Annotated in this window: 6 protein-coding genes; all 6 read right to left on the bottom strand. The window is 73.8% G+C overall.

All coding sequences use genetic code 11. The features are described from left to right. Positions 1-14 precede the first annotated feature (14 nt). Positions 15-515, bottom strand: coding sequence for a methylated-DNA--[protein]-cysteine S-methyltransferase (locus tag EAO73_RS02180; protein WP_147969746.1), 501 nt, complete (start codon positions 513-515; stop codon positions 15-17). Continuing rightward, positions 512-1,999 (bottom strand): AlkA N-terminal domain-containing protein, encoded by a 1,488-nt coding sequence (locus EAO73_RS02175; RefSeq protein ID WP_147969745.1) that lies wholly within the window; start codon positions 1,997-1,999, stop codon positions 512-514. Before EAO73_RS02175 ends, EAO73_RS02180 begins: the two co-directional genes overlap by 4 nt. Before the next feature lie 92 nt (positions 2,000-2,091). Next, positions 2,092-3,804, bottom strand: coding sequence for an aldehyde dehydrogenase family protein (locus tag EAO73_RS02170; RefSeq protein ID WP_147969744.1), 1,713 nt, complete (start codon positions 3,802-3,804; stop codon positions 2,092-2,094). A gap of 32 nt (positions 3,805-3,836) precedes the next feature. Beyond that, a complete protein-coding gene (locus EAO73_RS02165; RefSeq protein ID WP_147969743.1) occupies positions 3,837-5,138 on the bottom strand; it encodes an MFS transporter in 1,302 nt (433 codons plus the stop codon). 30 nt (positions 5,139-5,168) lie between these two features. Continuing rightward, on the bottom strand, positions 5,169-6,092 hold the full coding sequence (locus EAO73_RS02160; RefSeq protein WP_147969742.1) for a TauD/TfdA dioxygenase family protein: 924 nt from the start codon (positions 6,090-6,092) through the stop codon (positions 5,169-5,171). 191 nt (positions 6,093-6,283) lie between these two features. Then, positions 6,284-6,886, bottom strand: coding sequence for a TetR/AcrR family transcriptional regulator (locus EAO73_RS02155; RefSeq protein ID WP_147969741.1), 603 nt, complete (start codon positions 6,884-6,886; stop codon positions 6,284-6,286). Positions 6,887-6,890 lie beyond the last annotated feature (4 nt).

Here is a 6,890-nt window from a genome sequence, read left to right as displayed (position 1 = left end):
TCGCCGTACGCGTTTCAGAAGAGCGCCGGCACGCTCTCCTCCGTACCGTTCTCGAAGGCCAGCAGGCGCTGCTTGCGGTCCAGGCCGCCGCCGTAACCGGTGAGGCCGCCGGACGCTCCGATCACCCGGTGACAGGGCACGATGATGCCGACCGGGTTCTTGCCGTTGGCCAGGCCCACCGCCCGGGAGGCGCCGGGCTTGCCCAGGTTCTCGGCGAGTTCGCCGTACGAGCGGGTCTCCCCGTACGGGATGAGGCGCAGCTGCTCCCAGACGCTGCGCTGGAACGGGGTGCCGTCCAGGTGCAACGGCAGGTCGAAGTCGCGCAGTTCGCCGGCGAAGTAGGCGTCGAGCTGGTGGACCGCCTCGGCGAAGGGGCGGGGGTCGGGCTCGCCGAATGTCTCCTCGGGGGGCCGGTGCCGCTGGTTCGTCATGTAGAGGCCGGCCAGGACGCCGTCCGTGGCGACGAGGGTCAGCGGGCCGTAGGGGCTGTCGACGACGGTGTGCTGCCGGGTCATGAGGCACTTCCTTCGGCGGGCAGGTGGTTGATCGGGTGGTCGTCGACCGTCCAGAGGTACTGGACGGCGTACGCGCGCCAGGGGCGCCAGCCGGCCGCGCGGGCGGTGAGGGCGGCCGGGGTGGAGGGCAGGCCCAGCTGCTGGGCGGACCTGCGGATGCCGAGGTCGGTCGGGAGGAAGGCGTCCGGGTCGCCGAGGGCGCGCATCGCGATGACCTCGACGGTCCAGGGGCCGAAGCCGGGCAGCCCGGCCAGTTCGGCGCGGGCCCGGTCCCAGTCGGAGTCGGGGCCGAGGCGCAGCGAGCCGTCCGCCAGGGCCTGGACGAGGGTGGTGAGCGTGCGGCGGCGGCTGCGCGGGAGCGCCAGTTGCTCGGGGTCGAGTCCGGCCAGTGCCTCCGGGTCCGGGAAGAGGTGGGTGAGTCCGCCCTCGGGGTCGTCCACCGGGGTGCCGTGGGCGGTGACCAGCCGGGCGGCATGGGTGCGGGCGGCGGCCGTGGACACCTGCTGGCCGAGCACGGCCCGGACGGCGAACTCCGCGCCGTCCACGGTCCTCGGCACCCGGCGGCCCGGCGCCTCGTCGACCAGCGGCGCGAGCAGTGGGTCGGCGCGCAGCTGCTCGTCCACGGCGACCGGGTCGGCGTCGAGGTCGAGCAGCCAGCGGCACCGGCTGATGGCGAGGGTGAGGTCGCGCGGGTCGGTGAGCGAGAGCCGGCAGGCGATGTGGTCGGGGCGCGGGGTGAGCGCGACGATGCCGTGGCCGTGCGGCAGGGCGAGGGTGCGCCGGTAGGCCCCGTCGCGCCACTCCTCGACGCCCGGGACGGCGGTCGCGGCGAGGTGGCCGAAGAGGTTGCTGGGGTTGAGCGGGGCGCGGTACGGGAGGCGCAGCGCGATGACGCCCGGGGTGGCGGGCGCCGGGGCCGAGCGGGCGGCGCGGGTGCGCAGCTCGCCGGGTGCCAGGGCGAAGACCTCGCGGACGGTGTCGTTGAAGGTCCGGATCGAGGAGAACCCGGCGGCGAAGGCCACCTCGGCCATCGGCAGGGCGGTGGTCTCGATCAGCACCCGTGCCGTCTGGGCGCGCTGCGCGCGGGCGAGGGCCAGCGGGCCCGCTCCCAGTTCGGCGAGGAGCTGGCGTTCGATCTGGCGGGACGAGTATCCGAGGCGGGCGGCGAGGCCGGGGACGCCTTCGCGGTCGACGACCCCGTCCCGGATGAGCCGCATCGCGCGGGCCACCGAGTCGGCCCGCGCGTTCCACTCGGGCGATCCGGGGCTGGTGTCGGGGCGGCACCGCTTGCAGGCCCGGAACCCGGCCTGCTGGCAGGCCGCCGCGCTCGGGTAGAACGTCATGTTCTCGGCCTTGGGCGGCACGACGGGGCAGCTCGGGCGGCAGTAGATCCGGGTGGTCAGGACGGCCGTGAAGAACCAGCCGTCGAAACGGGCGTCCTTGGACCGGACCGCCCGGACGCAGCGCTCGGTGTCGGTGTGCATGGTTCAAGGATGGGCCACGTGCGGGGCCGGGCGCTGGCGGAAATCCGACATGGGCGTCGGGCTGCCTGGGGCTGCCCGACGCCCGGTGCGGCTCAGCCGAGAAGGGCGGAGGCGAAGATCCCCGGCAGCCGGGACACCTTCGGATCGGTCGTGTACGCGGTGAGCCGTTCCATGGTCGTACGGCCGGTGCGGTTGGTGACGTAGTACGGGGGGCGCGGGGACAGGGACGGGGAGCCGGTGAACAGGCCGCGCGGGGCGGGTGCGAAGGGGGCGCGCACGACCGTCTTCTCGACGTGCTCCAGCATGAACGCGTTGTGCACGAAGCCGACGCCGCTGCCGATGTCCTGGCGGCTGTGCCCGGGGAAGGCGCCCCAGGGGGTGTAGCCGAGCAGGAAGCCGAACGCCGACCAGCAGTTCACGCCGAGGGTGCCGTAGCGGAGCCCGGCGACCGCCTCCTCGACCGCGTGGCGGTGGGCGCGTTCGGTGCGGGGGTGGACGAGCAGGGTCGCGCCGAGGGTGCCGGGGAGCCGGTCGTTGGCGAACTCCGTCGCGGCGCGCAGGAACGCGGGGGCGTCGGCAGCCGGCAGGCGTACGACTCCGAGGGCGCTGGCGAACACCTCGATGTCGAGCATCGGGTCGCCCATGTCCGTGATGTCGGGGACGAGGAGGCGGCAGGCGCCCTCGCCGTGGGACTCGGCGTCGGGGTGGGCGCGGACCACCGCGTCGAGGCGGTCGTCCGCGCCGGGGTAGTAGTCGGCGCGGGGCGGGAGTTCGCGCAGGACCCGGCGGATCTCGGCGAGCAGCCGTTCGGTGCCGTCCCACTCGCGGGGGACGACGAGGATCTGGCTGGCGACGCAGTTGTGACCGGAGTTGTTCATCTTGCTGGTGACGATGTGCTCGGCCTGGAAGCGGAAGTCCGCCGCACTCCACGGGCCGGGGGTCACGATGCAGGGGCTGACGCCGCCGAGTTCGCTGGTGAACGGCTTGTCGTTGAGCGGGGTGTCCTCGCTCCTGCGCCGCTCGGCCCGGTCGTCGGTGCCCCAGACGATCGCGTCGTGGGTGCGTTCGCTGCCGGTGACGTGGATGGTGTCGACGCCGTCGTGGGTGGTGAGGTAGGCGCCGGTGTCGGCGCCGCCGTCCACGAAGCGCACCCAGCCCTTGTCGATGAACTCGGCGAACACCTTCTCGAAGTGCGGGCGCAGGTAGGCGTTGACGGGGTTCATCTTGGCGAGGACGACCTCGCCCTCCGCGTACAGCTTGTGCAGGATGTCGAGGGGGGTGATCGCGGGGACGTTCCCCGCGCCCAGGACCAGGGCGACGGCCGGGCTCCCCTGCCGGCCCCGGTACTCCCCCGCCGCGTCCGCCAGTGCCTGCGCGCGGGTGGTCCCGGGGAGGGTCCACACCTCGGCGGTGAACCCGTTGAGCAGGAGGCGGTCCGTCCCGGTGGCGGGGAAGACGTCGACCAGGACGCGGCCCCCGCGTTCGCGGACGGCCGTGCGGCCGACCGGGTCCTGTCCGGCGGCGAGCCTGCGCAGCACGTGGAGGTAGGCGCTCACCGTCTGGGCCAGGGCCCAGGGGGCGGTGACCCAGTCCTCGGCGGCCCAGGCCGAGTCGGCGGCGTACCCCTTGGCGGCGGCCGCGTCGGCGACCATGGCGGGCGCGGTCTCGGCGATGCGCGGGAGCATGCGCTCCAGGAGGCGGACGCGTTCGGGGAGCGGCGTTGTGGTCCAGGTGCCGGCCCGGTCGCGCAGGCCGGCGACGGCGAGGTCGAGCGGGCTGGTGTCGAGTGCGGGGACTGCGCTCACGGGCGGGCTCCTTGGGTGGGTGGGGGGAGGGGTCAGGGGGTCGGGCGGGCGGTGTCGCGGGCCGGGTCGATGAGCCAGAAGGATGCCGCAGCCCCCAGGGCGAGGAGAAGACCGGAGAGCACGACGGCGTTCTGGTAGCCGCCGGTCCCCCGGGCGTCGACGAGGGCGCCCACGACGGCCGGGGCGGCCAGTCCGGCCAGGGTGACCAGGGCGTTCATGACGCCGAGCGCGCCACCGGCCCTGTCCGGCGGGGCCAGTTCGCTGACGGTGGTCGCCGCGACGGCCGCGTACGAACCGCCGAGCCCGAAGCCGAGGGCGATCAGGACGGTCTTGGCCGTGGAGCCGTCCGCGAGGGGGACGGCCAGGCAGCACAGGGCGCCGAGCGCGAGCAGCGTGCCGCCGACCCAGCCCCGGGCGCGGCGGCTGCCGGCGCCGCGCCGCATCAGCCGTCCGGTGACACCGGCCTGGGCGAGCAGGACGACGGCGCCGATGGTCCAGGGGGCGACGACGACGGTGCCCGCCTGGCCGGCCGTGTAGCCGAGGGCGTTGCGGAGGTAGGACGGCAGCCAGACCAGCATGAGAGCGACGGTCCAGTAGCTGGTGAAGTAGGCGAAGGTGGCGCCGATCCAGGTGCGGCTGGTGAGGATCGCGCGGTACGGGACCGGAGCGGCGGGCGCCTCTTCGCGTACGGGCGTACGGGCGGTCTCGACGCGGTGTCCGCCATCGGCGCCGAGCACCTTCCAGACGGCGGCCCAGACGAGGCCCACGGCCGCCAGCACCCACAGGGCGGTGCGCCAGCCGTGGTGCTGGATGACCCAGGACAGGCCGGGCGCGGAGGTGATCACGCCGAGCGTGACGCCGAGGGTGATCAGGGCGCCCGGCAGATTGCGCCGGTCATTCGGGAACCAGGCGAGGGTGGCCTGCTGGGCCACGGGGAAGGCCGGGCCCTCCGCCGCGCCGAGGAAGACCCGGGAGGCGACGAGGACGGCGAGGCCGCCGCCGATCGCCGCGGGCACCTGGGCCACGGACCACAGCAGCGCCATGAGGAGCAGCAGGATCTTCGGTGACACCCGGTCGGCGGCGAGCCCGACCAGGACGGCGGCGGCCGAGAAGAGCAGGAAGAACGCGCCGTTGACAAGGCCGAACTGAGTGGCGGTCAGGTGCAGGTCCGCGCGGATCTCGTCGGCGGCGAGGCCGAGCACGGACTTGTCGGCGAAGTTGACCATCATGAAGACCACGAGGAGCGCGGTCACCGTCCAGGCCCGGGTACGGGTGCCGGCGGGTGCCACCGCTTGGGTCGGGTGCGGGGGCCGTTCGATCGGTGCCGCGGTCATGGGATCTCCCGGGAAGAGGGGCGGAGGGGGTCAGGAGAGCGGCACGCCGGCGATGGCGATGCGCTCCATGACCCGGCGCTGCGGGAAGTAGTCGTTGATCGCGTAGTGCTGGGTGGCGATGTTGTCCCAGATGGCGATCGAGTCGGCCTCCCAGTGGAAGCGGACCTGGTACTCGGGGATGCGGGCCTGGAGGACCAGGATGTCGAGCAGTTCGCGGCTCTCGGCGTCGGAGAGGCCGTTGATGCGGGTGGTGAAGGGCTCGTTGACGTAGAGGGTCTTGCGGCCGCTGCGCGGGTGGCGGACCACGACGGGGTGCTCGACCTGCGGCCAGGACGTGCGGAACGCCGCCTTCTGCTCGTCGTTCATGAGGGCGCCCCAGCTGGGTGCCCAGTCGTGCACGGCGGTGAGCTCGGCGATGCGGGCCTTGAGGTCGTCCGGCAGGTTGTCGTAGGCGGCGGCCATGTCCGCCCACATCGTGTCGCCGCCCGCCCCGGGCACCTCCACGGCGCGCAGGACGGAGCCGAGCGCCGGGTTGACCATGAACGAGTGGTCGCTGTGCCAGATGTTCTTGTTGCCGGCGGCCTTGGCGTCCTTGGCCAGGCGCGAGACGCCGGCCGTCCCGGTCTTCGGGAAGAACGGGTTGGGCTCGGGCGGGCCCCAGACGCCGGACAGGGCGAGCTGGTGCTCGGCGGTGAAACCGGTCTGCTCGCGGAAGAAGATCACCTTCCACTCCAGCAGCGCCTGGCGCAGCTCCTCGGCCAGTTCCCCGGTGATCGGGCGGGTCAGGTCGACTCCGTCGAGCACGGCGCCGAAGTGCGGGGTGAGCGGGCTGACCCCGACCTGCCGGTACGTGACCGGCTCGGCGCCGGGCGCGAGGCGTTCGAGCGTCCGGCTCCCGTAGTGCATGAGCGGCTTGTCCAGGACCGGCTTCGGATGCGTGACAGCGGTCTGCATGGGTGTTCCTCCCGGCGGTGCGCTAATTACGTAACCAGCAGTATCGATATGAGGATGCGGCGGGGCAAGGGGTGTGGCGCATCGATTTCCCGGCGGATTCCGCGGACCGTCCGGTGCCCGTTCCGCGCGGTTCCGGGCATGCCGGAGCACCCGGCGGCGTCGCCCGGCAGACGGCAGTTTGACGACAGGCCCTAGGCCGGGGCGGCGACCGCCCGGCTGATGAGGTCCACCACGGAGTCCACCAACCGCTCGTCGGGCAGGCGCTGTTCGCCGACCATGCGGAAGACCAGCGAGGCGGCGACGAGCGTCGCGGCGGCGGCGATGTCCACGTCGTCCCGGACGTCGCCGCGCTCCACCCCGCGCTCCAGGAGGTGGCGGGTCTCGCTCATCACGCGGGCCGCGTAGTCGCGGTACGCGCCCGGCTCGGCGCCCGCCTCCGAGGCCGAGCCGATCACCCCGGCGAGCAGCCGCGCGACGCCCGGCTGCCGGTACGCCTCCATGCGCGCCGTCAGCACGGCGCGCAGCTCGGCCCGGAAGTCGCCCATGTCGGGGACGGTGAGCGGCCCGATCCGGGACTCGGCGGCGGCCAGGACCAGGTCCTGCTTGGTGGCCCAACGCCGGTACATGGCCGGTTTGCTGACGCCGGCGCGGGCCGCGACGGCGTCCATCGTCAGGGCGCCCATGCCGTGCTCCGTGACCAGTTCGACCACGGCCTCCAGGACGGCCCGGGTGACCCGCTCCTCGCGGGGTCTGCCGGGGCCCCGCTTCGCCCTGGTCACCTGTTCGTCGGCCATGGCC

The organism is Streptomyces sp. col6, from assembly GCF_008042035.1.
GTDB lineage: Bacteria > Actinomycetota > Actinomycetes > Streptomycetales > Streptomycetaceae > Streptomyces.
This window is presented reverse-complemented; position numbering and strand designations above follow the sequence as displayed.